The following is a 25,746-nucleotide window of genomic DNA, read 5'->3' as shown; positions in this document are numbered from 1 at the left end:
AAGCCGTCCATTCCTTCAGGGGCTAGCGGAATATGCGCTGGCATTCGCTGGGCAGGACGGCTTTATGAGCCGGGCATCATAGGAGAGATCATACTTGAATTACTACTTGGGAGTCGACGGCGGAGGAAGCAAGACGCTGGCAGTCGTGGCGGACGGGACAGGACGAATCGCTGGAAAGGGAATGGGCGGCTGCGGCAACCATCAGCTTGGCGCAGCGCGTGCGGAAGCAAGCATCAGGCAGGCCGTTGAAGAGGCGCTTGGGCAGGCGGGACTCGGGCGAGAAGACATCGCCTGCGCGTCGTTCGGGCTGGCGGGAGCCGACCGCGAGGCGGATTTCCGCATTTTGCGGCCCATGATCGGCGCCATGGGCTTCAAGAAACACCATATCGCCTGCGATACCGTCATTGCCATGAGAGCCGGCACAAGACAGAGGGACGGCGTTGTCCTTATATGCGGAAGCGGGACGAACGGTTATGGCGTCAATTCGGCAGGCGAGGAGATTCAGATCGGAGGATTCGGTTATGCGTTCGGCGATTTCGGCGGAGGCGCTGACCTGGCCGTTGAGGTGTTTCGGACGGTCGTTCGTTCCTGGGAGGGCCGCGAGAAGCCGACTTCATTGACGCCGCTCACGCTGGATGCGCTTAGGTTCGGCAGCGTGGAAGAGATGTTTCATCGATTTTTGGACGAGGGCAGAAGGGCGCCGCATACACTGGCGAGACTGCTGTTTCAAGCCGCACCCGCCGATGAAGCTGCAAGAGAGATATTGGAAAGGCAAGGCATGGAGCTGGGGAAGGTCGCCAGCGCGGTGATTCGTAAGCTCGGCATGGGAAATGACGCCTTCGATGTCGTGCTGGCCGGTAGCGTCCTGACCCGGGGAGAAAGGGATTATGTCGTTCCGTATATCGAGTCTCAGGTTCTTGCGGCAGCCCCGAATAGCCGGGTGCGTATATTGGCCCTTGAGCCCGCAGCGGGTGCCGTCCTGCTCGCAATGGATGAGAACGGCGTGGTTCCTGGCACGGCCGTGTATGAACAATTGCAGCATGAGCTTGCCGTGAAGGAGAGGAATGTGGAATGGGCACTGGATTGAAGGTTGCTGTTATCGGGGGCGGATCCTCGTATACCCCCGAGCTGATTGAAGGTTTCATCCGTCATTATGAGTCGTTTCCGGTGACGGACATCGTCCTCGTGGATATCCCGGAAGGCCGCCGTAAGCTCGAAATTGTAGGCGGTCTGGCCCAGCGGATGATTGAGCAAAGCGGATTGCCGATTCGCATTACGTTGACCTTGGACCGCCAGGAAGCACTGAGGAATGCCCATTATGTATCGACTCAGATGCGAGTCGGACTGCTGGAGGCCAGAGGCTGGGACGAAACGATCCCCCTGAAATACGGGATGCTCGGACAGGAAACGACAGGAGCAGGCGGCATGATGAAGGCTCTGCGGACGATACCTGTGCTATTGGATATATGCAAGGACATGGAGGCATTATGTCCGGATGCCTGGCTGCTGAATTTCACCAATCCTGCCGGGATGGTAACGGAAGCCGTCATGAAGCACTCCGGCATCCGCTCCATCGGCTTGTGCAACTCCCCCATCGCCGCTTACAAGTGGTTGTCCGGGCTTTACGAGGTGCCGGTCGAGCGAATCTACTGCGAGTTTGCCGGATTGAATCATCTGCACTGGATCAGCCGGATCGTGGTCGATGGAGTGTCGAAGCTGGAAGAGCTGCTGGCAACGGGAGGGAGCTACTCAGCTCGCAACGTGCCGCAGCTTGCCTGGAACGATACGCTGATTCGGGCGATGGGCGCGATTCCGTCCTATTATTTGAAATATTATTATCTCCACCGCGAGATGCTGGAGGAGCAGCAGGCTGCCGCGGCCAGAGGAGAGACAAGAGCCGAGACGGTCCAGCGTCTTGAGGACGAGCTGTTTGAGATTTACAAGCGGCCGGAACTTGCGGAAAAGCCGCAGCAGCTTGAGCAGCGCGGCGGCGCTTATTACTCCGAGGCGGCTGTCAATCTGATGAAGGCCATTCATACGGATAGCGGGGAGATTCAAACATTGAACGTAATGAACGGTGACACGCTGGACTTCCTGCCGGCCGATGCCAGTATCGAGGTGAACTGCGTCGTGACGAAGAATGGCGCGGTGCCGGTACCTGTCGAGCGAGTGCCGGTTGCGGCGATCGGCCTGATCCAAGCCGTGAAGACCTACGAGAGCCTGGCCATCGAGGCGGCGGTCACGGGAAGCAGGGAGAAGGCGCTGCTAGCGCTCAGCGCGCATCCGCTCATCGATTCCGTTGGTGCCGCGGAAGCGATGCTGGATGAGATGCTGGAGCGGAACCGTTCGTTTTTGCCGCGATTTTTCCAAAAGGACAAGGGCTAGGAAGCCAAATGAAGCCGACAAATTATTGTAACGCATATCATTTTTCAAGCGTCCATGCAGCCTGCCGTGATTTTGTTCCATCTGGGAAACGTCATATATGCTAGAATGGGATTAAGTTAATTTCAGGAGGCGTTCGAGATGAAAACAACAATCGTTCACGGGCAAACTTATATGGGGATTAGCGCATAATTGCCCTTAAACTGCGTGCTTCCCCGCCTATGAAAAGGGGAACAACGATTTGAAAACATGGATCTTACAGCAGTACGATTACCACGTATGGGCAAACCGGAAGGTTTGCGAATATTTGCAGGGGCTTTCGGAAGAGGCATACCGCAAGGAGATTGTCAGCGTCTTTCCATCCATTTATGACACGATGGTGCACATCTATGTCATTGATTCCGGCTGGCTGTCGTTCTTTAACGCGGGCGGAGTCACGGAAATGTCGCCTGCGTACTTGGAGAGTCTGAAGGATTCGATTGCTCGGTTGGTTGCGGAAACGGAAGGCAAGCGCATCGAAGAACTGGGCCAGCTAATGGACGATCTGGCGGCGCGCTTCCGGTTGTTTATCGAACAGCACGAGAATCTGGACGCCATCTATCCGTCCGGAGATTTTAGAGCCAGCTGCCTGGATTATATCCAGCATATAATTAATCACGGGACCTATCATCGGGGGAACGTAACAGCCATGCTCCGGCAAATCGGACATCCCGGCACGCCTACCGACTATGGCTATTATTTGTATACGTTAAGCCATTAAGCGTTCATGATTCAAAATGGAAAAGAGCCCGGAACATCGCGTTCCGGGCTCTTCTTTATGGGTCCGAATCACGCCTAGTCGGTTGTTGCGTTTCGGATCACGGACACGCTCGATTCCCTGACGATAAGCCGCGGCTCGAATTGCACGCGCTCGTATTGGCCGGTCTTTTGCTCGCGAAGCCGCTTCAGCAGCAATTCCGTCGCAAGCCGGGCTACTTCATCGCCCATGATGGACACCGAACTGATCTGCGGCGTCGTGACGGTGGTCCATGCATTGTTATCGATGCCGACGACCGCCACATCGTCGGGAACCCGAACCTTCAGTTCCTTAAAACGGTTGACGATGCCGATGGCAACCATATCGTTAACCGCGTAGATGGCGTCCGGCATATGCCTCAGGCCATAGAAATAGTCCGCCGCGCGAACCCCTGTCTCAAACGAGAAGTCCTCCCCGAAATAGACAAGGGACGGATCGACTTTCTGCAGCGACTGTTCATAAGCCCAATAGCGCTCTTCGATTTTATCCTTTGGCGCACCGGCATAGGCGATTCGGCTTCGCCCGATTTTCAGCAGATGCTCCATGACAAGCCTGCCCTCCTGGCGTGCGAGGCCGACGATATCGGCTCTATACTCTTCACCCAGTTGTTTTCCGTAATTAATGATGGAGACGGGGAGGCTCGATTTGTTAATGAGGTCGCCAAGCGTTTTGGGATAGGCCAGCGGCATGATAATCAGGCCGTCCACGTGCAGCTTTTTGATATCCCTCACGATTTCCAGCTCGTTCCGTGCGTTCCCGGCCGTATTGATCTGAACGACCCGATAGCCGTGCTGTTTGGCGGTCTGTTCGACCGACCAGGCGATTTCCGGGATGATCGCATTCCGGATGTCGGGCACCGCGAGAGCGATTTGATTCGTCTGGCGGACCTTCAGGCTTTGAGCGGAGGTATCCGGACTGAAGCCGATTTCCTCGATCACCTGCATGATCCGCGCTTTCGTTTTCGGGCTGATGCCCTTGCTGTCGTTGATGGCTCGGGACACGGTTGCGATACCGACGCCCGCTTGTTTGGCGACATCTTCGATCGTTACTTTTTTGGGGTTCACCATATTCGATAAATTCCTCTCTATATCGGAAACGTTTCCTGTGTATGTGCGAATATAAGATGGGATTGGAGCCATTAACTATATTATAACATTAAGCTCGTCTCTCCATCACGGGATTCGCAGGGGAACAACTGGATCAAGCAAGCGATGCTGCATCAATCGCTGCATTTCCATGGCAATGGCAGGGGAACGGCAGTCTGTAGTTGTCCATGACATTTCATACATTTTCGTGGAACGGGTTTGACAGATTGTCAAAACTGTGACATATTTGATTTCGGAAACGTTTCCTATTTCATTTTTATTTTTTCGAACCTATAAGGAGATGAAGACGATGCAAGCATTGCGCTGGCATGGAGTAAAGGACCTGCGTTTGGAGACGATCGCGGAGCCGCAAGCTACGAACGGAAAAGTGAAAATCAAGGTCGAGTGGTGCGGGATTTGTGGCAGTGATCTGCATGAATACGTGGCCGGGCCTATATTTATACCTGAGAATACGCCTCACGCCCTTACCGGAGAACAGGCTCCGGTGGTTATGGGACATGAGTTTTCCGGCCAGGTTGTAGAGGTTGGCGAAGGCGTTACGAAATTCAAGGCTGGCGACCGCGTGGTTGTAGAGCCTGTCTTTGCATGCGGATCATGCGAAGCTTGCAGACAAGGGAAATACAATCTGTGCGACAAAATGGGCTTTCTCGGGCTCGCCGGCGGCGGTGGCGGTTTCTCCGAATATGTCGCCGCGGATGAGCACATGGTTCATAAAATCCCGGACAGCGTTTCTTATGAACAGGGAGCTCTGGTGGAACCTTCGGCAGTCGCGCTGTACGCCGTGCGCCAAAGCCAGTTAAAGGCTGGGGATCGGGCGGTCGTATTCGGTGCCGGGCCGATCGGCCTGCTTGTCATCGAAGCATTGAAGGCGGCGGGAGCATCCGAGATTTACGCCGTGGAGCTGTCCCCGGAACGCAAGCAGAAAGCCGAGGAATTGGGGGCTATCGTCATTGATCCGAAGGCCTGCGATGTGGTAGAAGAGCTTCATCGCCGTACAGGTGCCGGAGTCGATGTGGCATTCGAGGTGACCGGGGTTCCGCCGGTTCTTACCCAAGCGATCAACTCGACGAAGATCGGCGGACAGATTATGATTGTCAGCATCTTCGAAACCTCCGCTCCGATCGTGCCGAATGACATCGTGATGAAGGAACGTAACATTACCGGAATCATCGGCTACCGCGACGTATTCCCGGCTGTGATCAGCCTGATGGAAAAAGGCTTCTTCCCGGCGGATAAGCTGGTCACCCAGCGGATCAAACTGGATGAGGTTATCGACCAGGGCTTTGAGGCTCTGCTCAAAGAGAAAAACCAGGTGAAGATCCTGGTAAGCGCTCACTAATATCGCAGCTGCATGGCTTATGAAAGACCGCGTAACGCGGTCTTTTTTTCTTTGGATGTTTATGCTAATAAGATATCAAACTAGTCAATTGCATTCCATGGATTCCATGAGATTACATATATAACCAAATCTGATATACTCATAGAGTATTTTATCCAGGTATAGACAAATAAATCGAGTGGAGGGATTGGATGAATCAGAAGAGTTTGTTATCGGTTCGCAATATCCACAAGACCTATGATGGAGACGGATTTAAAGTTCAAGCGCTAAAGAATGTTTCGTTTGGGCTGGCGGAGGGCGAATTGGTGGCGATTATGGGAACCAGCGGCTCCGGAAAAAGCACCCTGCTTAACATTATCAGCTCCTTGGACACCCCGAGCTCAGGCAGCATCGAGTTAAAGGGAGAGGTCATGGACCATATCTTCGCGGAACCTCATGCAACCCGCTACCGACGAGAAAATATCGGTTTTGTATTTCAATCTTTTCATTTATTGAATGATTTAAGCGTAGAAGAGAACATGGCGATTCCCTTGATCTTGCAAGGGGCATCGGAGGCGGAGATTCAGCACAAAGTCCAGGACATGCTCACTCTGCTTGGACTTGCGAGCTGGAGGAAGAAGCGGCCAGTTCAGCTGTCCGGGGGACAGCAGCAGCGGGTAGCCATCGGCCGGGCGCTGATTACGAATCCGCCGCTGCTGCTGGCAGACGAGCCTACCGGCAATCTGGATTACAATACCTCAAAGGAAATTCTTGAAGCTTTGGTGGAGATGAGAAGCGCCTTCAATCAAAGCATGATTATAGTAACGCATGATCCGAATGTAGCGGTTTATGCCGATCGGGTGTTATTTTTCCATGACGGTCAAATCGTGGATCAGTATGAGAGCAGCGGAGAGCGAAAGATGGATCCGATATTGAACATATTCAAGAAGATGATGGAGTTATCCGCATGATTCATTCTCTACGAGGCATGGCCCTTCGTATACTGGCCCGTAACAAGTCGATTCTGTCCTTTTCCGTGATTAGCATAAGTTTGGCCGTGTTTCTGATGATCACGATGTCTTCATTCATGGCGAATGCCAACCGTTCCATAGACCACGAAGTGAAGTTGCAGTATGGCGATGTCGATATGGTGGTGGGATACACTAACGAAGTGGATCATGAGACATCAAATCAACGCATTATGGATTTAATGCAGTCCACAGGCGGGGTACGACAGGCATCTCCGGTCATGCTGTCCCAGATGTTCGTTAATGATTTTGCTGCACCTGTAGCCGTTGCCGGTATTGAGGATGATGCGTTGTCGATGAGCCGATATCATTTCACAGCATATCCGGGACGCGAGGAGTTGATTCTGAACGAGTCGCTTGCAGAGGAGTTACAGCTGCGGGTGGGCAGTCGGATGAAGGTTGAAGGGAAAGCGTACACAGTCACGGAGATCATTGGCGATCCGGTTGCCGCTGCAGGTACCACATCGGATCTGCTGCTTATGAACCGGGAGGAAGTCAGGCAGATTAAGGCTGCAGGAGCCCAGCATGATGCGGTGTCAAGTTATGTGATGGTGCAGGCGGCGGATGATACCGACCTGCTGGTTCTGAGTGAGCAATTACAAGAGCTGGAGCCCGGGCTAACGATCGAAATTGCCGCGCAGAATTCAACGTTGAAGGCGGGCTTGTCTATCTTGGGCAATTACATCCTGGTCATCTCGGTCCTGATTGTTATGGTCATCTCCCTGTTGATCGTGTCCAATTTCGAAGGCATGCTGCATAAATACCGCTTCCAATTCGCCGTTCTCAGGTCTATGGGCGCGCAAACCGAACAGTTGTTTAAGATGGTGTTCATCCAATGCACGGTTACGAATGGGCTCGGTGTTCTGAGCGGCTTGCTGGTATCCCTACTAGGTTACACTTACATTATCCCATGGATATCCGGACTGTTTCTGGTTCCGCTGACGGATAGCCGTTTTGATGTTGGAGTTGCGACGATGGTAGCGGTGGCAAGCTTTATCATCCTGGAGTTATTTATGTTGATTCCTGCTTACAGAAGCACCAAGATACTGCCGCTTAAGATGCTGGAGATGAACCAGAATACCGATTTTAAAGGGCGGAAGGGACGAAAAACATTAGGGAAAGTGCTGATGGCGGCCTGCCTGTTTTTCATCCTCTTTGGGATCGCATTCTCGGGTACGCCTTCAGCTAACGCGGAGTTAAGCTTTTTAATGGGATTTCTATTGTTCGTATGGTCCGTGTTTACGATGGTTCCCGTATACCTTCCCGGTGTGTTGGCTAAGGTGTCGCCTGTGTTGAAGCTGCTAGGGGGGCGAGTTTCTTATGTTGCTGTCAAAAATCTTGTGCCGCAGGTCAAGAAAAACACCTTCGTTATTCTGACGATCAGCCTTGCCATGATGATTGCCGTCATCGGCTCGTCTCTTCTGAATACGATACAGCATAACGAACGGAATTATATTAAGACGCAGTATGCCGCGGATATTCAGGTAGTCGACCGGCTGGAGAACTCGTCATCGATTGACCCAGAACAATTAAAGCAGCGGATTTCGGAATTGGAGGGGATACAGGAAGTCAGCACTGTCAGCAGATTAAGCCCTGCCAAACAGGGACAAGACGATAGGGTTATCGACTATGCGTTGGCTGATTTGGACGCGTTGGCGGCTCAGCGGCTGCTGCCGAAAATTTCGGAGGTAGGGAATGCCGTTATCGTATCCAACCATTACGCTGACGAACATGCGCTAAGCATCGGCGACACGATTGCTTTGTCGGTATACCAAGAAGAGGATCCGGAGAACTTCAAAAATGCCGGAACATTGACGGTAGCGGCCATTACGGAGCCATTCCAACAGGCGGATATGTACATCGACTGGTCGAATAGCGCCTTCCATACGAAGTTTACGGTATTCGGAACCGCTTATGTAACGCCGGAGAATGAGCATGCGGCCTTGAAGCAGCTGCAAGGTATCAAGGGGCAGTTTCCAACGGTCAATATCAGCAGTTACGCCCAAGCTTTGGAGAATTCAAGCAATATGTACACGCGGGTATGGTCCTTTTTCCTAAGTGCTATCATTGTGATTATGCTAAGTGTTACCATCGGCGTATTTAATTCCCTGATTAACAACATCTATAGTAAGCGTAAAGAATTTGCGGTATTACGGGCCATTTCCGTGGACAAAAAGGGTCTTGTTCAGATCATTCTATCGCAGGTGCTGCTGTACCTATGTATCGGCATGATTGTGGGGATTTCGCTCGGGATCGTTCTGCTGTATGCATTTAGGCTGATTGACCCGGCACCTGTCCATATTCATGCAACATTCGTAATTGCGATCATGGGAATCATGCTGACTCTGGCGTTAGCCGTATTCATTCCATATGCCAGGAGCCTTGCGAACAAAAAGGTTGCGTCCGAGCTGAATCATAGCCACGTATAGCGGTTGTACCAGCAATTGGCTGGGAGTAGGTCACACAGGCAATTTAATATTCAAGCTCTGACGCATGATACAAAAGAACGGCGATTTCCTCCTGCATGGACAGGAAGGCGATCGCCGTCTTTTTTGTTAAACCATTTCAATTTAATCCTTGATCAGCAAATAGATAAAGTAAGGCGCCCCGAGACAGGAAACGACCAAGCCGACCGGGATTTCGGAAGGGGCCATCAGGTTCTTGCCGATCATATCGGCCACAAGCAGCACCAGTGAGCCGAGAAGCGCGGAGACAGGCAGCATTCCCTGATGACGGGGCCCCACCAGCTTGCGTGCCAAATGCGGCGCTACGAGTCCGAGGAATGCGATGCCGCCGCCAACGGCGACGCAGGCGCCCGCCAGGGCAACGGAGATGAACAGCAGCGTTCTTCGCTCGCGCTCGACCGTAACCCCAAGCCCCGCTGCCGTGTGGTCTCCGAGGTTAAGCACATTCAAATTTTGCGATTTATATACGGCCCAAGGAACCAGGAACAGGATCCACGGAAGGATCGCAACGACATACTCCCAGCTTGCCCCCCAGATGCTGCCGGACAGCCAGATGGTGGCCTGCATGAAATTGTTAGGGTCCATCATCAGCTGGAATACGATAATCAGCGCCCCGAAGGCCGCGTTGATGCCGATCCCCACAAGCACCAGCCGGATCGGCGTGACGCCTTGCTTCCAGGCCAGCGAATAGATGAGGAAGGCGGCAAGAAATGCACCGACTAGCGCGGCAAAAGGCATGATATAGACGGACCATATGCCGGAACTGAACGAGCTTCCTTGAAAATAAAAAATATACAGTACGACGGCCAATCCTGCCCCGGAGTTGATGCCCAGAATGCCCGGGTCTGCCAGCGCGTTTCGCGAAACGCTTTGCAGTATGGCGCCGGAGACGGCGATTCCCGCACCGATCAGGATGGCAATGACCATGCGGGGCAGGCGAAAGTGCATCAGGACGGTATAATTCTGTTCGGAACCTGTCCCGTTGAACGCTTTGACCACTTCGGCCAGCGGGATTTTCATCGTTCCCATATTCAGGCTGACCAGGAATACGGCAATGATAGCCAGCAGCAGAATCAAGGAGACGGAGATGATTTTTCTCGTTGTATTCATCGTTACAGCCCTCTCCCTTCGCGCCGTGCAAGATAGAGGAAGAAGGGAACGCCGATCATCGCCGTAATTGCGCCGACCGGCGTCTCGAACGGAGGATTGATCATCCGCGCACCCACATCGGCAAACACCAGCAGAAGTGCTCCCATGACGGCGGAGCAAGGGATGATCAGCCGATAGTCGGGTCCGACGATGAAGCGGACGATATGCGGGATGACAAGCCCCACGAATCCGATCGTTCCGCCTACAGCCACCGCTGCGCCTGTCAGGAGCAGCACAACGAGCGTGCCCAGGAACTTGACGGTTCCCGTTTTTTGGCCAAGCCCGGTAGCGACTTCCTCGCCCAGGCTCATGACGGTAATGGATCTGCTGAGCGCCAGCGCAATCAACAGCCCGACGATGGCGACGGGGATCAGAAGTTTCACGTTCACCCATTGCACGCCCGACACGCCACCGGCATACCAGAAGCTGATATCCTTGGCAACGTTAAAGCGGATGGCAATGGCCGAGGATATCGAGCTCAGCAGCGCGGTAACGGCTGACCCGGCCAAGGCCAGCTTGACAGGCGTCAATCCCCGTTTGGATAACGAGCCGATCAGCAGCACAAGCCCAGCCCCCAGGCCGGCGCCTGCAAAAGATAACAGCATGAGCGCAGTAATGGATGGCGACTCCATAAAGGCAAACCCGATCGACATCATGAAGGAGGCACCGGCGGTGACGCCCATAATGGAAGGGGAGGCGAGCGCATTCCTTGTCATGCCCTGCATGATGGCCCCCGATACGGCCAAGGAACCGCCGATTAGCGCAGCCGCCAAGGCTCTTGGCATTCGAAGTCTCTGGATAATCTGGTGCGGGGTGGAATCGGCATCGAAGCGGACAAACGCCTCCCATATGGTGGACAGTTTAATGTTCGACGCGCCATAGATAATCGAAGATGCCATCGCGGCAGCCAGCAGACCAAGCCCCAGGAGAATGACGGCCGCCGCTGTTTTGGGACGGTAAATGGATTTTGCGGTTGTTTTGTGATTGGGATGATTTGCCTGCATGTTCACCTAAACCTTTATGTTGATAAAAATATTGAAATAACGTATTGTAAATGAGAATGAATTTCATTATCATGGTTAGTGTTATTATATCACTTCATGCGTAGAATGCTAGTGATTGCGCCAAAAAAATATACATAGGGGGAAACGAAAGATGAGTCTTTTCAAGAAAAAAATATGGATTATCGCAGGACTGCTGGCGGCTTTAACGCTGCTTGCAGCTTGCGGTAACAGCAAGGACGCAGCCGGTAACGAGCCGACGGGGACGCCAACGCCAAGCGAGCAGAACGGCGGCACCGAAGCCAAGCCGGAGGAAGGAAGCACGGAAGCGAAGACGGAACGAACGTTGACGGACGCCATGGGCCATGAAGTGAAAATTCCGGCTGAGCCGAAACGGGTGATCGCTTCTTACTTGGAGGATAACCTGGTGGCATTGGGCATTACCCCGATCGCGCAGTGGTCGGTCAAGGGCGGAAGCGTCCAGGATTACCTGCAGGATGCGTTAAAAGACGTGCCGACCATTGAGCATGATCTTCCTTTTGAAGCGGTAGCAAGTTTTCAGCCGGACCTGTTGATCATGGACTCCGCTTCTCTGGTAGAAGGCAATAAATACAGCCAGTACAGCAAGATTGCTCCTACCTACGTCATCGGCAACGAAGTCAATAACGATTGGCGCGAAGAGTTGAAGAAAGTGGGCGAAATCTTTGGCATGGAGGAGGAAGCTCAAGCGGCGCTTGATCGTTACGAGCAGAAGGCCAAGGATGCCAGGGATCAAATCCAACAGGCGATCGGCGGTGAATCCGCTGCGGCTATATGGCTTGTCGGCGGCAAATTGTTCGTTGTCAGCGAGACGCTGTCCAGCGGCGCCGTTATGTACGGCGACTTGGGACTTACCGTACCGGGCGTGGTGAAGGAAATCTCGGCATCGGCTACCGGCAACTGGTCCTCCATTTCCCTGGAGAAATTGGCCGAGCTCGACGCGGATCATCTGTTCTTTATTAACAGCGACGGCGAAGGCGCCGAAGTGCTTCAGGATCCGCTCTGGGCGAATATTCCGGCCGTCAAGAACGGCAACATCTATGAATATGGAAAAGATACAAGCTGGCTCTATACCGGCACGATTGCCAACAGCCAGATCATTGATGACGTGCTGGAAAGTTTGGTGAAATAAACGCTGTCAGAGTGAACAAAGCAGCCGCCGCCCGATATTGTCGGGAGGCGGCTTTTTGGTATGGATATGGATATGGATATGGATATGGATATGGGCTAAGATAACATGCAAACCTTGAGCAGGAAAACACGGGCACTCACAGAACTAGTTAGCGAGGTGGGAATCATGATGCCGAAGTATATGCCGGACTTATCCAACATCCAGACCAAGCTGCACCGATACTGCATGCGAATCTCGGGGGATCCATGGGAAGCGGAGGATCTGCTGCAGGATGTCATGATGAAGGTGATACGGGCCGTTGAAACCGACCCTGGAAAACATCTGTCCAATGCCTATTTGTTTCGCATCGCAAGCAACGCGTGGAAGGACCGACTGAGGAAGGATAAGCCCGGGATGAGGGTTTCCGAGAATGTGTTAGGAGATAGGGCGGCCGAAGATGACGGCTTATCCACCAGGGAGCTTTTGGAGGTTTTAGCTGACCGGTTATCGCCACGTGCGATGGTGATTTTGCTGCTTATGGACGTATTGGATTTCACGGCCAGGGAGACGGCCGAATTTCTCTCCATGTCCGAAGGGACGGTTCAGGTGTCGCTCGGACGTGCGCGAGCCAGGCTGAAGAAGCTGCATCGCATACAGCAAACAGGCGATGAACCTAAGCCACAGGAGAGAGACCCAGCGGGTACAGCCGCAGCACTGGATATGGATGCGCTTGTGATAGCTTTTCGAAGAAGAGATCCCCAAGCGATTTGTACTTCGTACCTTCAACTGACCAAGCTGCGCATCAGAATAAGCAAATTGAGCCGGGTTGGCGGAGTCCTTGCATTTTATATGGAAGATCCGGATGGAAACGTGTGGAAACTTACGGAATAAAAATTTGGACCCTGTTTGGTTTTAGCTCGAAATATCGTTTCTTGTGTGTTGGAAGCTATATAAGCAAATCAAAGAGGAGGAAGATTTTTTGATAAAATCCCTATTGTACGGCGTTGGCATTTTCGTGCCGGTGAGTGATCTAAAGCGTTCGACGGCCTGGTATACGGAAATGCTCGGTTTTGAAGTGATTCACACGGATGAACCGAATGCGGTTGTCATGCGAATGAACGATGAGAAGGTATCCTTTTGCCTCGTGCGTTCCTATCAGGTGAAGCAGCCGGAATTTCCCAAGAATGATTATGGCGTGGGGCAATATTTCAACCTGCATACCACGAATGTGAGTGAAATCCATCAACGACTGGTTGCCAAGGGAGCCGACGTGACTGAAATTGAGGATTTTGGCGGGTTCAAAGGATTTTCCCTGACAGATCCGGACGGCAACCGCTGCGGGGTGACGGAGTAGCGACGGCGAGGAGCAGAATGGTTATAACCGACGAGCATTTTGTTCGTCCAGATGATCGAATAGGAAAAACACCCATCTCATTGCCTTGGCATGGATGGGTGTTTTTGCTGCGGTGATTATCGAATGGGCATCGACAGCCGTATCAATTCCATTATTCCTGATCCCGACAATGCTCTTCGGCCGCGGAGGTGAACTCCTCTTCGTTCTCGGAAGCCAGCTTGTCCCCGTATTGATCCAAACGTTCAGGGCTGCTGGAAGGGCCGTCGTTCTTAGGCTTGCTGTTTCTGCCAGTCATTTGCTGCACTCCTCCTTTCGTGGGATTCTCATCGATTGGGTGCGAAATGACCGCACTCCGTTTACGTTTATGTTGTTCCTGATTTGGGGCGGGATTATGCACGCAAGGCCTCATCTTATCGTTTCATGAAGTTATGATGAAAGGGGCGAAGCTTCTTGTTCGTTCCACCCGTGACATGATACCATTATAGAATTTAGAAGATTCATAGATTCAACGCGCAAAACGATATGGATACCACGGAGGTTACGATATGAAGCTAGTATCATGGAACGTCAACGGATTGCGGGCCTGCGTTACGAAAGGCTTTATGGATTATTTTAATGAGGCGGATGCCGATATATTTTGCGTGCAGGAAACGAAACTGCAAGCGGGACAGATCGAGCTCGATCTGGGTCCGGAATATCAGCAGTATTGGAACTATGCGGAGAAGAAGGGATACTCGGGAACGGCGGTATTTACGAGAATCGCCCCATTGTCCGTTCGCTATGGTCTGGAGGAAGACAGCGAGCCCGAGGGCAGAGTGATCACGCTGGAGTTTGAGGGCTTTTATCTCGTGAACGTATACACGCCGAACGCGAAACGCGACCTGAGCCGGCTGGATTATCGGCTGGAGTGGGAGGAACGGTTCCGCACTTACCTGCTTCAGCTCGACGAACGCAAACCTGTGATCGTATGCGGGGACTTGAATGTGGCGCACCAGGAAATCGACCTGAAAAATGCCAAATCCAATCATGGGAATTCCGGCTTCACGCTGGAGGAGCGCGGCAAAATGACCGATCTGCTGGCAGCGGGCTTTATCGATTCCTTCCGCCACTTCTACCCCGACCGTACGGACGTATACAGCTGGTGGTCCTATATGGCCAAGGTGAGGGAGCGGAATATCGGCTGGCGCATCGATTATTTCCTGACGTCTGCCCGTTTAGCCGAGAAGCTGAAGGATGCCGAGATCGACTGCCATGTGCTCGGAAGCGATCATTGCCCTGTGAGTTTGACGCTTGAGTAATTCATTAACATAAATACGGATCTTGTTAAAAAAGCCAACCGGCGAACGGGGAGACTGGTATAATGCCACGACCCTGTTTGCCGGTTGGCTTTTCATTCGGCGAACCTAAGCCCCTTATCCAATCTGATGCTTCAGTTTGTCCAGAAAGATCGATGCCGGCTTCGACAGGTGGTGGGTTCCGGGCTGTACCCACCCGAAGGAGGAAGCGGCGAGGCCGGGGGGCATCTCCAGCTCCAGCGTCACGATGTTTCCCGAAGGAACGGAAGCGAAGCTGGCGAAGGACAAGTCGACTCCTACCGTAACCGCCACATTCTCTTCGACGAGCTTCTGTATGACCCTCGTCTGGTTGGTGGAGAATAGCACATCCATGTCCCCGTACTGCTCCTGGAATACATCCATCAGCTTGAACAGATTGTCATCCTTATACAATACCAAGGGATATTCTCGGAGCTCTTCGGGCGTGATCGATTGCCGCATGGCGAGAGGGGATTGGCGGCTGACCCCCACTACGAATTTGCTCTCGAGGAGCTTCCCGAAATGCAGGCCGCGATGCTGATGAATGATGGATTCATCAACGAAGATCAGACCGATATCCGCGTGATTCTGCTTAATATCCTCAATAATATCGAGCGTCGCTTTCTCCGTGATGTCGAGTTTGATTTGCGGAAAGTCTTTTTTGAACCGGATAATGGCATCGATGGACAGCGTTAAAGGCACCGGTACGGTAGCAATCCGCAATGACCCGCCAAGCAAATTAGAATAGCCTTCGGCCTCTGCCCTCAGCTCCTGAAATTGCTCCAAAATGGCATAAGCCTTCTGCAGGATCCGCTGACCCTCGGCTGTAGGTACGGCACCAAGCCGCGAACGGGTGAACAAAGAGAAACCGAACTCGGCTTCCAGGCTGGACACGGCTTGGCTCACCGCGGAAAGGGTGACGTTGCAATTCTGGGCTGCCTTGGTTAACGATCCTGTCTTGGCCGTCTCCACGATGTATTCCAATTGTTCGAGATTCATAGGACCTCATCCTTAATTTAAATTTAAGTAATATTAATTATGTTTAAATTTACTTAAATATAACGCAGCGTTACAATGAACACAAGGACATGGACACACAATGTTCAATAAATAACGCTATTTTACCCTAGGAGGTCATTGATAATGTCAGAACAACGTGTAGCGGTAATTACCGGTGGAGCGAGCGGAATCGGCCGTCAGGTTTCCCTTAAATTCGCAAGAAAAGGCGATCGCGTCGTCGTTGCCGATTTTAATGAAACTGCCGGGCAAGAGACCGTCGATATGATCAAAGCAGAAGGCGGTGAAGCTTCATTCGTTCAAGTCGACGTTTCCAAGCAAGAAAGCGTCGAGGCGCTTGTGGATAAAGCGGTTGAGCTCTACGGCCGTATCGACGTCATGCACAACAATGCCGGCATTGGCGGCGCCGGGCCGGTCCTTGAACAAAATATGGATCTTTACCATCGCACGATTAACGTGAATCAGCACGGGGTTGCCTACGGTATCATCGCGGCAGGCAGAAAAATGAAAGAACTGGGCATTAAAGGCGTTATCATCAACACGGCTTCCGTATTCGGCTTCTTGGCTTCGCCGGGAACATTTGCTTACCATGCGACAAAGGGTGCCGTCATCATGATGAGCAAATCCGCCGCGCTTGAACTGGCGCCATACGGCATTCGTGTCGTGGCTGTTGCTCCTGGAGCCGTCGATACACCGATCATCCAGGGTTATAAAGATTCCGGCATGCTGGATTCCATGAGAGCCAAAGTCATGGGCGGAGAATTGACGCAGCCCGAAGTGGTCGCCGATACCGTGTATCTCGTGTCGCTGGACGAAGCGGCTGCGATTACGGGCAGCGTGGTCATGGCCGACCAGGGCTATGCTTCATTCAAATAATCCGTTTGGTGTTTTATGGTAGCAGATATAGCGCATTAAACATAAAGAACCTCTCTTTGGAAGGAATGCAGGCTGAAGCCTCCGTCACACCAAAGGGAGGTTTTCTTGATTTTCCCGTCAAAAAATTTCCTCTCTCCGCAAAAAACAGTTAAAATAGAGGGGAACTTGGCAGACCATACATAAGGTATGAAACGACGGATACGAAAAGAGAGGTATATAAATATGATCATTAAACCTAGAACACGCGGATTTATTTGCACGACATCCCATCCTGTAGGCTGCGAAGCCCAAGTGCAGGAGCAGATCGATTATGTACTGAAGCAGCCTGGAATCGAAGGGCCGCGCAATGTGCTGGTCATCGGCGCATCCACGGGGTATGGCTTGTCGGCCAGAATAGCTGCCGCATTCGGCGCCCGGGCGAATACCGTGGGCGTGTATCGTCCAAGTCAGGCCACCGAGAAACGGACCGCATCCGCGGGCTGGTACAATTCGGCCGCTTTCGAGAAGGCAGCGGATGCCGCCGGCTTGAAATCGTACAGCGTGACGGGAGATGCCTTCACACAGGAGACGAAAGCCAAAACGGTTGAGCTGATCCGCAAAGAGCTGGGCCAGGTCGATCTCGTGGTCTACAGCGTTGCGTCGGCTCGCCGCACGCTCCCTGAAACAGGCGAGACGGTCAGCTCGGTATTGAAGCCGATCGGACCGGCGTATACCAACAAAACGGTTAACTTCCACACCGGTGAAGTGACGGAGGTTACGATTGAACCGGCAACGGAAGAGGAAGTGAAGAACACCGTTGAGGTCATGGGCGGCGACGATTGGGAATTGTGGATGAACGAACTGGCGGAAGGCGGCGTATTGGCTCCTGACGTGACCACGATTGCGTTCTCCTATATCGGCTCCGAGATTACCAAAGCCATTTATCGGGATGGATCCATCGGACAAGCCAAGGATCACCTGGAGGCCACGGCGCTGAAACTGAACGAGAAGCTTGCCACCGGAGGCGGACGCGCATACGTTACGGTGAGCAAAGCGTTAGTGACTCAATCCAGCTCGGCGATTCCGGTCGTGCCGCTGTACGTATCGGCGCTGTACAAAGTCATGAAGGAAAAGGGGCTGCACGAGGGCTGCATTGAGCAGATTTACCGTCTGTTCTCCGATCGTCTCTATAACGGGCAAGAAACCCCGGTGGACGAGAAGGGCCGTATCCGTATCGACGATTGGGAGCTTCGCGAGGACGTTCAGGCCGAAGTAGCCGAATTGTGGAGCAAAGTGACCAGTGAAAATATCGAAGAATTGACCGACCTTGCCGGTTACCGCCGCGAGTTCTTCCAGCTGTTCGGCTTTGAAACCGACGGCGTGGATTATGATGCGGATGTAAATCCCGTGGTCGACAATCCAAAAGCCATTTAATTGAGCAAAGGCGAGCGCCGGAAAGGATCCGGGGCTCGCTTTTTTATATCGCCAAGGGGTTAAGGCTGTATATGCGCATCCGTAGCGTACCATTTCCCCGAAAGGAAATTCCCTGATTCAGGTTATAGGGATGTAGATCTGGGTCTTCGAGGCATGCACCGAGGTTCTCAGCTCCAAGCTGTAGTGTTCGGGGTTCGGCATAAGTCCGCGTTGTTTCAGCAGCTGAAGAACATAGGAATAGGACTGGTCGGTATCCTCCCGTTCGGAATGGCCCTCATGGGTGTACATCGCATACTCCTGCGTTGGCAGGGTTAAACTCACCATCCGCTCCGGCATATCACGGATCGTGCTGACCTCGAACCCTGCTACATAATGATAGATCGGCTGCCGATTCAAAACAGCAGCAATAAACAAGGGGTTCGTCGTTTTATGGCGGATATAGGGAATCTCCTCCATCCGGTTTTGAAGCTCATGCCACAGCCTGGGCTTGAGGGCCTGAGACATGTAATAGGCCGTGAAGGGGAGCTTCATCTCCAGGCCGACGATCAGCGTCCGTGGTTTGATGATCCGCTGAATGGTCTCGTTTGTCTGCTCGGATCGTTCCCGCTTCTGCCGAGAAGTCAGGATGGAATAGCCGCCATTCTTTCCTTCATTGGCGTATAAGGGAACGCCTAGCCGAGACAGTTCATGAAGATAGCGGAGCATCGTACGATACGAGACCGAGAATTCCTCGGCCAACTCGCCAACGGTGAAGTTCTGCCGTTCATACACTCGCTGCATGACGTTAAGGATCCGTTCGGTTTTGGGCATAAATCTGCTCCTTGGTATTTTTTATACTGTGACAGTTTCTGGCATAGTTCAAGTATATAATGAAACTAAAAAGAGGATAAAGGAGTATATACCGATGAACATCGATCAACGAAATGAAGCAGCGGTTACGAGAAAGCCGGCATTTCAGGCGGTTGGATTGAAGTGGGAGGGCACATTTGCCGAGGCAGGTGCGGGCGGAATCCGGGCGGTGCAGCGGACGCTGAAAGAGCGGCTCGCGGAGATTCCTCACGCAATCCATGCGGACACCCTGCTCGGGTTATCTTACCACGCGGCTCCCGGCGGTGACGGATTCATCCATTATGCGGTCGTCGAAGTGGAGCGGATTGAGGAAGTACCGGAAGGGATGGTTACGATATCCGTTCCCGCATTAACTTATGCCGCTTGTTCCCATCGCAAAGGGCAGAGCATCGACCAATCTTACAACAATATCTATGCCTGGATTGCGGAACAAGGCTACTCGGAATACAATCCGGATCATTTAACGCATTTTGAACAGTATCCGATGAGTCAAGACCCGTACACGGATGACCCTGAGTTTATGATCATGATTCCCGTTCAAACCGAATAGTCGGTTGGGTCTGTCAGGAACACCGTAGGCGGCGAAGGACGGGCTTTCTAGCCTTATATACAAACTTAAACTTATGCGAAAAGCTGCAAACCGCTCTGATGAAGAGCGGTTTTTTTATATATCGATCTTGATGGGCATGGACAATATTCTGTTTATCCGCCTGCCGAACGCGTTAATCAGTATAGAATAAATGATTCAAAGCACCTTCCCTTACATGACAACGACGATGAGGAGGAATGCCTGGGATGTCTGCTGAACAAATCGGTATGAGTTTGCTGTTGATCTGTCTTGCATTATTGGTAGGAAAATGGGTGAGAACACGGATTAGGCCTTTTCAGAGGTGGTTTATTCCCGCCTCGATCATCGCTGGACTGCTGGTATTGCTGCTTGGCGAGGAAGTGCTTGGAAGCCTGGTCCGCTATATCGGATTTGAGGATGCTGCCCTGGCACAAGGGCTGTTTCCCGATTTTACGCTGGAAGTATGGGGAGCGCTGCCGGAGCTGCTGATCAGCGTTATTTTTGCAAGCCTGTTTTTGGGCAAAGAGATCCCCGGGGTGAAGAAAATATGGGAGATTGCCGGACCGCAGCTTACTTTCGGGCAGATGATGTCCTGGGGGCAGTATGTTCTCGGCCTTCTGCTGGCGGTACTTTTGCTTGTCCCGTTTTTTGACATGCCGCCCGAAGCCGGCGCTTTAATTGAGATCTCCTTTGAAGGCGGACACGGAACCGCAGCCGGGCTTGCCGGTACGTTTGAACAAGTCGGTTTCGAGGAGGGGACGGATCTCGCCCTTGGACTTGCAACGGTCAGCATGCTGAGCGGTGTCATCATCTGCATCTTCCTGGTTAACTGGGGCGCCAGGAACAATAAGACGGAGCATATTGAGACGCCGCGTGACATGCCGTCTGAGGAGCTGAAGGGAATGGTTGCAGAGGAAGAGCAGGAGTCTGCGGGCAAATTGACGACGAAGCCTGAATCCATGGAGCCGCTCACCCTGCACATCGGGCTGATTGCCGCTTCCATTCTGATTGGATACGTTGTGCTTGAAGGATTCATTCTGCTTGAAAAATGGACGTGGGGGCGGAATACGGACATGGAATTTATGACGTATGTCCCGTTGTTTACGTTTGCGATGCTCGGCAGCGTACTGATTCAAATCGTACTGGGGCGAATGGGAAAGAGTTACTTGATCAGCCGTGGGCTTATCGTACGGATTCAAGGCTTGGCGCTGGATCTTCTAATCGTCAGTGCGCTGGGCACGCTGTCCCTGTCCGTAATTGGGGATAACCTCGTCCCGTTTCTTATGCTTGCGGCGGTTGGGCTTGGATGGAGTGTGTTTACCTTCATGATTCTCGCGCCCCGCATGATTCCGAAGCATTGGTTCGAACGGGGGATGGCCGATCTGGGACAGTCGCTTGGCATGACGGCCACAGGGCTTCTGATGCTGAGAATCGTGGATGGAGACAACCGTACCCATTCTGTCGAAAGTTTTGGCTATAAGCAGCTGCTGTTTGAGCCAATCTTGGGCGGCGGCTTGTTTACGGCACTCTCGGTGCCCTTGATTTATCAATTTGGGCCTTATCCGGTACTCATCGGCACGGCATTGTTAACGGCGGGATGGTTGGCGCTGGGGCTGTTTTCATTTCGGCAGGAAAACATGATGGGGGCTCTTCGCACCATGCTCGGACGTAAACCCTATGATTTATGACCTATGATGCGGTGAGCCCCAAAACATGCCTTCAACAGAAAACTTATTGGGTCTTTCGAATAACAGGAATCCATAATTCGTTCTTATACTCGTCCGGGGGAAGATAGCATTCGATTGCAGGCAGCGGCGCAAGATCGTAGGCATGGGACGGAATCCACTCGGTGTAAAGACGTTTCCACATCTCCGCAATGCCCTTCGGATCTCCTTCCAGTTCGAATACCGCCCATGCAGCGGCAGGGAAATGTCGCAACACCATCGGTTCCGGAGGATTATGCGTCGATACGACGGACATGATGTAGTCGAAATACTCGTTCTTCCCGTAGTCGCCGTCTGCACAAACCCCGAGAATTCCCCGGATGGGGTGCTCATGCGCACGATAGTTCCACAGCTTGTCGAAGATGCCTTCCGCATGGGCGTCTTTCCAGAGAAAAGGAACCTCTTCATAGGCGCGCTGCGTGCTTACTTGCTTCTTGAAACCGACAACGGAAAATGCCTTCATTTCTTCGATTCTGTAATTCATTTCGGCAGCCCCTCGCATGGAGAATTGAAAGGAGATGCGGGGATAGGCCTTCAGCTTGGTACCGGCTTGGCGAGCGGCCGTCGGCGTTGTGCCATGCATGTTCTGGAATGCACGCGCGAACGCCTCCGGGGAATCATAGCCGTATTTAAGTGCAAGGTCGATGACCTTGATGTCGCTGTTTTGCAGCTCGTAAGCGGCCAGCGTCAATCTCCGTCTCCGTATGTATTCGGAGAGCGTGACATCCGTAATGAACGGAAACATGCGTTGAAAATGGTATGCGGAGCAGCAGGCGACCTTCGCCGCTTCAGCGTAATCGATCTCTTCGGTTATGTTCGCTTCTATATAGCCGATGGCTTCATTCATCCGCTGGACCCAATCCATCCGGTCATCATCCTTTCTAAGATCAATATATAAGAAGCTGCAGCGGATAGGCCTAGCCGTTTCTGTACAGTTTTCGCTAGCCGTGCTATGTCCGCGGGTTGGCATTCCGATGAAAACACTAAGCAGCAAACGACGCTCAGCGGTCTGCTGCATTGGGATTCGGACGGCCAAATTTTACGAGCACATGCCACAGCTGTTTGAGATGCTGAAAAGTCTCTTTATAGGTTCCCCAATCGCTCCAATGACTTGGATCATCCTCCAGATGAGCAGCTGCTTTGCCGATGATGGCTGCATCCAGAACGCCTTTCGAGCCTGCGTACCTCTGGTCGATCCGCTTGGCCAGCGGCGGCATGGCGGGTCCCCGGAAGTCATCGGGGACATCCTGTACGGCAAGACGGAACCCCGGATGCCAGGACAGGGCAAGATGATATCGCTCACACAGCGCATGGAGCTGGCGGCCGATCGGGGTATGCTTGTAGGACGGATCGGCAACCAGGGCCTCCGCATCGCTGGACAAGTCGATGGGACCATGGATCTGTGCTTCTATATAATCGTCCAAGGAGCGGCCCACCGGTCCTTCCGGACCGGTATGCGATGAAGGAAGATGAATCAGCCGCTCAAGCATAGCTGGAATATTTACATTCGGCGTACCCAAGGCCGAGCCGGTGGATTCCACTTGCTGCAAGAGCGCTGCGAGAATCGAATCCCACTGACGGATGGTGCCTACAAACTCGGGACCTGTGTGACTGTCACCGAATGTAAAGGTGCTGCGCTTCAATATGCCCGGGGACAGCACCAGAAAACAAGAACCGAAGCGGGGAGACCCCCCGTCAGCATAATTCATGAGATTGAGTGCGCCGTACTTCGGCCGCTCGTCATGGCGAACGCCGGGCTGCTGGTAGGCTCCGCCAAACAGGAGCCGTTCCCATTGGTCGCGGTCGCCGCCCGGGTAGGCCGTACGGCTTCCGTTGGTCACGCTCGTGATGAACTGGTTATGATATACGCCTTCCGTCAGGAGAGATTCGATAACGGAGCGGCCTGTAGGCAGTATCCGATCCGGATGGAAATTCAACGTGACCCGGGCATGCTTTTCGATGAGCTTTAACTGTCGGCGCATCGTCACGGATTCTTTTCCATGTTTTCGTAAAATATGCTCCGTCATGGCCGAGGTGCTCTTCCGTGCGCTCGTTGCTAACGATTCGACATGAAGAATCGCTTGTTGCTGCGCTTCGGTTAACCGTTCGCTCATTTTTGGATCCTCCATACCTTCATACTAAAATACAACGATACGATATTCCTCACTTCTATCCCTGATGCGTAGATTCCTCTATGGATGCGGATTTCGTGTTTCAGGAGTGTTGGACAGCCTTTGCTCTCAGAACATCCGAAATGATTGCCCGGGGCCAAGAGGTCATGATTTAATGTAATGTAACTACATAAACGAATCCAAGTTGTGGAGGTTTACCATATGCAGCCCAATTTCAGCATTCAGGATAAAATCGCAATCGTGACGGGTGCCAGCAAAGGCATCGGTTACGGACTAGCCCAAGCGCTCGCAGCGGCAGGAGCCAAGGTTGCCGTTATGGCACGTAGCAAAGCGTCGCTGGATCGATTGGTTGAGGAAATCTCCAGGGAGGGAGGCCAGGCCAAGGCCTATGAGCTGGATGTGCGCAATGTGGAGCAGATCCGATCCGTATTTGGACAGGTAGCCAAGGACTTTGGCCGGCTGGATATCGTGGTCAATAATGCGGGTTTGGGAGAGGGCATGCTCGCGGAAGACATCACGGAAGATTATTGGGACGAGATGATGGACGTTAATTTGAAGGGCGTATTTTTCTGCTGTCAGGCTGCCGGCCGCCTTATGCTGAAGCAAGGCTATGGAAAAATCATCAACGTCAGCTCGCAGGTCAGCGTTGTCGGGATTACCGAAGGCGCTGCCTATTGCGCCTCCAAGGGCGGCGTTAACCAGCTGACGAAGGTGCTGGCGCTGGAGTGGTCCAGCCGGGGCGTCAACATCAATGCGGTCGGTCCCACCTTCATCCATACGCCGGGAACGGCCGAGAGATTGGACTCCCCCGAGTTCTGGGACGGCGTATTGGCACGGATCCCGGCAGGCCGGATCGGCACCATAGGCGATGTGGCCGGCGCCGTTATCTATTTGGCATCACCGGCATCCGACCTCGTTACGGGCACCTTGCTGCTTGTGGATGGCGGCTGGACGGCACAATAGGGATGACGGAATAAGCCGGAGTGAGCAGAATCCGGCGGCCCGACAATTCTTTGATCGTTTGCCCTACAGCCAACCAGCGCCGCTTGGCGCTGTCGATTGAAGGCGCCAAGACGATGGAGACGCGTCAACGGCGAATCGATAAGACGATCACGATGCTGAACGAGGGACGTGCGCAGAAAGACGATGAATTCCTTCCGGTCAAATCAAAGAACCCGGTTCTGCCTTGGCAATACCGGGTTCTTTTTATGGCGGGTTATTTTAACGGAACCTGCTTGGACAATGCTTCGAATTGCTGCAGATGCGGAGCAATCTCGGTTTGAATGCTCTTGAAATATCGGAGCGCGGCGTCGTTCTGACGCTGCTCGGCTGCCGAATTGGCCGGGAAGATCGAGTAACGATGGTTGACGGAACCATTCTTGTATTGAGCGCTGAACATCGTTCCGCTCGCCCAGTTTTTTTTCATGTTCTGATTGGTGCCCATAATCACGAGCAGTTCCTTGCCCTTCTTGTAGGTAAAGCTGTAGTCGGGATCGGCCACGGCATGAATCACATCGTATCCGCTTTGGAAGACGCCTGCCTTGAATATCCCTTTCTGGATCTGGTTCCAGCGGACGGACCCGTCCGGCAATGTCACCTTATGGGTCAGGATGCCTTCACCATCCATTTTGTCATGGTTCCAGCGTCCGCTGTACACCACCTTATGCGCTTCGCCGTCCAATTGGTATTCGTTAATGTATTTACCGCTCCCGGCACGCTTTCCGTCCATGAAATCGCCGGAATATTGTTTGCCGTTGCCCCACTTGATGGTGCCGCGTCCGTTAGGCTGGCCGTTAGCCGCTTCGCCGTAATAGGACGTCCGTTCGGAGATTTGTATCCATTCCTTGGCGGAGGCCGCGTCGGCAGAGGCCGGCTGCAGGGCCAGCGAAGAGATTGTAAGCGAAGCGGTGAGCGTTATGGTTACTGATAATGCCGTTCGTTTTTTCATGAACATGTAGGCTCCTTTGTTGATATGGTACTATTATACACTTCTCTGGAAACTTCTTCATTCCCCAATATGTCCTATATAATGAAGTGAAGGAGGATGCTGGGCTATCGTCCTGAAGCTCCCTTGCTTGTATTATCGGTAATTGTTGAATGCGCCG

General features: G+C 52.7%; 25 protein-coding genes. 16 read left to right on the top strand and 9 right to left on the bottom strand.

Features of this window, described 5'->3' with window-relative positions; translation table 11 throughout:
* The first annotated feature begins 94 nt into the window (after positions 1-94).
* From GYMC10_RS24810 to GYMC10_RS24800, 3 genes are all read left to right on the top strand, one after another.
* Positions 95-1,087: an N-acetylglucosamine kinase gene (locus GYMC10_RS24810; protein WP_015737060.1), complete on the top strand. Its 993-nt coding sequence runs from the start codon at positions 95-97 to the stop codon at positions 1,085-1,087.
* The gene (locus tag GYMC10_RS24805; RefSeq protein WP_015737059.1) at positions 1,072-2,385 is read left to right on the top strand and encodes a 6-phospho-beta-glucosidase; all 1,314 of its coding nucleotides are present in this window, start codon (positions 1,072-1,074) and stop codon (positions 2,383-2,385) included. The genes GYMC10_RS24810 and GYMC10_RS24805 overlap by 16 nt, the downstream gene beginning before the upstream one ends.
* Positions 2,386-2,623: 238 nt before the next feature.
* Positions 2,624-3,142: a DinB family protein gene (locus GYMC10_RS24800; protein WP_015737058.1), complete on the top strand. Its 519-nt coding sequence runs from the start codon at positions 2,624-2,626 to the stop codon at positions 3,140-3,142.
* 74 nt (positions 3,143-3,216) lie between these two features.
* Here GYMC10_RS24800 and GYMC10_RS24795 read toward each other — a convergent pair whose 3' ends face one another.
* The gene (locus GYMC10_RS24795) at positions 3,217-4,245 is read right to left on the bottom strand and encodes a LacI family DNA-binding transcriptional regulator (RefSeq protein ID WP_015737057.1); all 1,029 of its coding nucleotides are present in this window, start codon (positions 4,243-4,245) and stop codon (positions 3,217-3,219) included.
* A 328-nt stretch (positions 4,246-4,573) separates the two neighbouring features.
* Between GYMC10_RS24795 and GYMC10_RS24790 the strand changes: the two genes are divergently transcribed.
* From GYMC10_RS24790 to GYMC10_RS24780, 3 genes are all read left to right on the top strand, one after another.
* Positions 4,574-5,623: a 2,3-butanediol dehydrogenase gene (locus GYMC10_RS24790; protein ID WP_015737056.1), complete on the top strand. Its 1,050-nt coding sequence runs from the start codon at positions 4,574-4,576 to the stop codon at positions 5,621-5,623.
* Positions 5,624-5,814: 191 nt separating this feature from the next.
* The gene (locus GYMC10_RS24785) at positions 5,815-6,573 is read left to right on the top strand and encodes an ABC transporter ATP-binding protein (RefSeq protein WP_015737055.1); all 759 of its coding nucleotides are present in this window, start codon (positions 5,815-5,817) and stop codon (positions 6,571-6,573) included.
* On the top strand, positions 6,570-9,059 hold the full coding sequence (locus tag GYMC10_RS24780; protein ID WP_015737054.1) for an FtsX-like permease family protein: 2,490 nt from the start codon (positions 6,570-6,572) through the stop codon (positions 9,057-9,059). The genes GYMC10_RS24785 and GYMC10_RS24780 overlap by 4 nt, the downstream gene beginning before the upstream one ends.
* A 141-nt stretch (positions 9,060-9,200) precedes the next feature.
* Here GYMC10_RS24780 and GYMC10_RS24775 read toward each other — a convergent pair whose 3' ends face one another.
* On the bottom strand, positions 9,201-10,205 hold the full coding sequence (locus GYMC10_RS24775; RefSeq protein WP_015737053.1) for a FecCD family ABC transporter permease: 1,005 nt from the start codon (positions 10,203-10,205) through the stop codon (positions 9,201-9,203).
* 2 nt (positions 10,206-10,207) lie between these two features.
* Positions 10,208-11,248 carry a FecCD family ABC transporter permease gene (locus GYMC10_RS24770; RefSeq protein WP_015737052.1) on the bottom strand — a complete coding sequence of 347 codons (1,041 nt, stop codon included), beginning with the start codon at positions 11,246-11,248 and terminating at the stop codon, positions 10,208-10,210.
* Between the two features lie 151 nt (positions 11,249-11,399).
* Between GYMC10_RS24770 and GYMC10_RS24765 the strand changes: the two genes are divergently transcribed.
* From GYMC10_RS24765 to GYMC10_RS24755, 3 genes are all read left to right on the top strand, one after another.
* Complete coding sequence (locus GYMC10_RS24765; RefSeq protein WP_015737051.1) at positions 11,400-12,416, top strand: iron-hydroxamate ABC transporter substrate-binding protein; 1,017 nt, start codon at positions 11,400-11,402, stop codon at positions 12,414-12,416.
* Positions 12,417-12,581: 165 nt separating this feature from the next.
* The gene (locus tag GYMC10_RS24760) at positions 12,582-13,286 is read left to right on the top strand and encodes an RNA polymerase sigma factor (RefSeq protein ID WP_015737050.1); all 705 of its coding nucleotides are present in this window, start codon (positions 12,582-12,584) and stop codon (positions 13,284-13,286) included.
* An 88-nt stretch (positions 13,287-13,374) separates the two neighbouring features.
* Positions 13,375-13,749, top strand: a complete 375-nt coding sequence (locus GYMC10_RS24755) for a VOC family protein (protein ID WP_015737049.1) — start codon at positions 13,375-13,377, stop codon at positions 13,747-13,749.
* Positions 13,750-13,900: 151 nt separating this feature from the next.
* Here GYMC10_RS24755 and GYMC10_RS32645 read toward each other — a convergent pair whose 3' ends face one another.
* A complete protein-coding gene (locus GYMC10_RS32645) occupies positions 13,901-14,044 on the bottom strand; it encodes a hypothetical protein (RefSeq protein WP_009595787.1) in 144 nt (47 codons plus the stop codon).
* Positions 14,045-14,294: 250 nt separating this feature from the next.
* On the opposite strand from GYMC10_RS32645, the gene GYMC10_RS24750 reads away from it, so the two are divergent.
* Positions 14,295-15,047 (top strand): exodeoxyribonuclease III, encoded by a 753-nt coding sequence (locus tag GYMC10_RS24750; RefSeq protein WP_015737048.1) that lies wholly within the window; start codon positions 14,295-14,297, stop codon positions 15,045-15,047.
* A gap of 114 nt (positions 15,048-15,161) precedes the next feature.
* On the opposite strand, the gene GYMC10_RS24745 is transcribed toward GYMC10_RS24750, so the two are convergent.
* Positions 15,162-16,061, bottom strand: coding sequence for a LysR family transcriptional regulator (locus GYMC10_RS24745; RefSeq protein WP_015737047.1), 900 nt, complete (start codon positions 16,059-16,061; stop codon positions 15,162-15,164).
* Between the two features lie 144 nt (positions 16,062-16,205).
* Here GYMC10_RS24745 and GYMC10_RS24740 point away from each other — a divergent pair, with 144 nt between their 5' ends.
* On the top strand, positions 16,206-16,955 hold the full coding sequence (locus GYMC10_RS24740; protein WP_015737046.1) for an SDR family NAD(P)-dependent oxidoreductase: 750 nt from the start codon (positions 16,206-16,208) through the stop codon (positions 16,953-16,955).
* A gap of 222 nt (positions 16,956-17,177) precedes the next feature.
* Positions 17,178-18,368, top strand: coding sequence for an enoyl-ACP reductase FabV (gene fabV / locus GYMC10_RS24735; RefSeq protein ID WP_015737045.1), 1,191 nt, complete (start codon positions 17,178-17,180; stop codon positions 18,366-18,368).
* Positions 18,369-18,485: 117 nt separating this feature from the next.
* Here the strand turns inward: fabV and GYMC10_RS24730 are convergent, their stop codons facing one another.
* Entirely contained in the window at positions 18,486-19,178 is a 693-nt protein-coding gene (locus tag GYMC10_RS24730) for a GyrI-like domain-containing protein (RefSeq protein ID WP_015737044.1), read from the bottom strand.
* Between the two features lie 94 nt (positions 19,179-19,272).
* Between GYMC10_RS24730 and GYMC10_RS24725 the strand changes: the two genes are divergently transcribed.
* Both GYMC10_RS24725 and GYMC10_RS24720 read left to right on the top strand, forming a co-directional pair.
* A complete protein-coding gene (locus GYMC10_RS24725; protein WP_015737043.1) occupies positions 19,273-19,767 on the top strand; it encodes a GyrI-like domain-containing protein in 495 nt (164 codons plus the stop codon).
* A gap of 245 nt (positions 19,768-20,012) precedes the next feature.
* On the top strand, positions 20,013-21,473 hold the full coding sequence (locus tag GYMC10_RS24720) for a sodium/glutamate symporter (RefSeq protein ID WP_015737042.1): 1,461 nt from the start codon (positions 20,013-20,015) through the stop codon (positions 21,471-21,473).
* Positions 21,474-21,516: 43 nt separating this feature from the next.
* Here the strand turns inward: GYMC10_RS24720 and GYMC10_RS24715 are convergent, their stop codons facing one another.
* Both GYMC10_RS24715 and GYMC10_RS24710 read right to left on the bottom strand, forming a co-directional pair.
* Entirely contained in the window at positions 21,517-22,374 is an 858-nt protein-coding gene (locus GYMC10_RS24715) for an AraC family transcriptional regulator (protein WP_015737041.1), read from the bottom strand.
* Between the two features lie 136 nt (positions 22,375-22,510).
* Positions 22,511-23,623 (bottom strand): DUF3626 domain-containing protein, encoded by a 1,113-nt coding sequence (locus GYMC10_RS24710; RefSeq protein WP_015737040.1) that lies wholly within the window; start codon positions 23,621-23,623, stop codon positions 22,511-22,513.
* 219 nt (positions 23,624-23,842) lie between these two features.
* Here GYMC10_RS24710 and GYMC10_RS24705 point away from each other — a divergent pair, with 219 nt between their 5' ends.
* Together GYMC10_RS24705 and GYMC10_RS32025 are read left to right on the top strand one after the other, a co-directional pair.
* Positions 23,843-24,604, top strand: coding sequence for an SDR family NAD(P)-dependent oxidoreductase (locus tag GYMC10_RS24705; protein ID WP_015737039.1), 762 nt, complete (start codon positions 23,843-23,845; stop codon positions 24,602-24,604).
* A gap of 20 nt (positions 24,605-24,624) precedes the next feature.
* Complete coding sequence (locus GYMC10_RS32025; RefSeq protein WP_144374277.1) at positions 24,625-24,924, top strand: YdeI/OmpD-associated family protein; 300 nt, start codon at positions 24,625-24,627, stop codon at positions 24,922-24,924.
* On the opposite strand, the gene GYMC10_RS24700 is transcribed toward GYMC10_RS32025, so the two are convergent.
* On the bottom strand, positions 24,858-25,589 hold the full coding sequence (locus GYMC10_RS24700) for a hypothetical protein (protein WP_144374276.1): 732 nt from the start codon (positions 25,587-25,589) through the stop codon (positions 24,858-24,860). The two genes, GYMC10_RS32025 and GYMC10_RS24700, sit on opposite strands and share 67 nt — an antisense overlap.
* Between the last annotated feature and the right edge of the window lie 157 nt (positions 25,590-25,746).

This window comes from Paenibacillus sp. Y412MC10, from assembly GCF_000024685.1.
In the GTDB taxonomy this organism is placed as follows: Bacteria; Bacillota; Bacilli; order Paenibacillales; family Paenibacillaceae; genus Paenibacillus_AQ; species Paenibacillus_AQ lautus_A.
This window is presented reverse-complemented; position numbering and strand designations above follow the sequence as displayed.